The sequence below is a fragment of the Candidatus Burkholderia verschuerenii genome (assembly GCF_001189365.1).
GTDB classification, from domain to species: Bacteria; Pseudomonadota; Gammaproteobacteria; order Burkholderiales; family Burkholderiaceae; genus Caballeronia; species Caballeronia verschuerenii.
Genome location: NZ_LFJJ01000383.1, coordinates 1 through 1,332, shown reverse-complemented (window position 1 = coordinate 1,332; position 1,332 = coordinate 1). Strand labels below are relative to the sequence as shown.

Below are 1,332 nucleotides of genomic sequence, written 5' to 3'. Positions count from 1 at the left end.
GTATATGTGTGGTATTTTTAGAGTACTCTTCAAATCTCTTGATGCTTTGTTCCTCACAAGTCTTCAAGCATTTTTCAAATAGTTTTTAAGATTCTTCTTTGCATCCGTCAGCTCAACTTGAATAAGCTCCCATGTCATTTCCCTTGTTAGATCGATTCTTTTTTCTATTTTATCAATTTTTGCTTCGAATCGATTTCTAAGGTTCATTTCAGAAAGTACCACATTGGTCCACTTAGCACATTGACATGCTTCAACATTATTTAGTGCTTTTACATCCATTTGAGCTTGAAGAGCATCTAACTTTTACATCACCATGTTCTCAAATAAATTTCTCCCTTGTCCTCCATAGGCACTAGGCAATATGCTTGGTGGTGAATCGCATGCCATGTAAAAATCTCCATTTGTATACCCACTCCATTGGTTCGGCATTGATCCGTAGCCTTGTTGATCTTGATAAAAAGTGTCCATTTATTCAAAGCAAACAAAAACTGCAATAAAAAAGTGAAAAAGTGAAACTAAACTCAAAGAAAATTAAAACAAAAGAAATTACTTATGCTACTACACTTAACAACACAAAATCAACTAAAAAGTACTCAACACCGTAAACTTCTCCCCGGCAACGGTGCCATTTTGACGAGCGGTTAACCTAGCAGCTAGTGCAAACACTCAATCAAACAAAATTTATAAACCTAGTGCTAAGCCACTCTAACCTTATCGTAGTATAGCATTAGGATCGTACCCACAGAGAGAAGATACATGTAATGTTGTACAAAATAGTGTCAAAGTGTGTGAGAAGTGTGAGTTGACACAAGCAACTAAAAATGACCAAAAGAGAGTGTAATTTAATCTAGCAACAAAGACAAGCATTAAAACTATAAAAACTAGAAAAGACTAAGAACAAATACTACAAAAGCATTCCTTGGTTTCTATCTCATGGGTGTAAAACTCATGCCGTGGGTACATGTGCTAGGGTTCACATTTGTGGGATTAATCCATTCACCCAATACGCTAATGCCTAATTAGTGTAGTTCTCTCCTCTCAAGTAGACTAGAGTTGTTCTATTGGCCCAAAACCAAAGTCCACTCTCCAATCATATAGCCAATCACATCATAGGAATCATGACCACACTAATTTTGTCACACATCCACAAATATCAAGCAATCAATGAAAGTTGGGTGGTCTTCACACCAAGCTCATTCACAATTAAGTAAACTCAATTACAAATTAGCTTGATCCCAAAGCACTAATGTAGAAATTAAGTGTACCTACACAAGCCCATGCAATATAAACCCACAATCATTCCAGAATCATGAAACCCATAGCACAATTTAA

Annotated in this window: 1 protein-coding gene; it reads right to left on the bottom strand. The window is 36.1% G+C overall.

The genetic code is table 11. From position 1 onward, the window contains the following. Positions 1 to 63 precede the first annotated feature (63 nt). On the bottom strand, positions 64 to 279 hold the full coding sequence (locus tag BVER_RS32110) for a hypothetical protein (RefSeq protein WP_157056308.1): 216 nt from the start codon (positions 277 to 279) through the stop codon (positions 64 to 66). Positions 280 to 1,332: the final 1,053 nt, after the last annotated feature.

Excerpts from the sequence above, each read along its gene's own strand:
- BVER_RS32110 (WP_157056308.1), bottom strand. The coding sequence starts at position 279 with ATGGATGTAAAAGCACTAAATAATGTTGAAGCATGTCAATGTGCTAAG.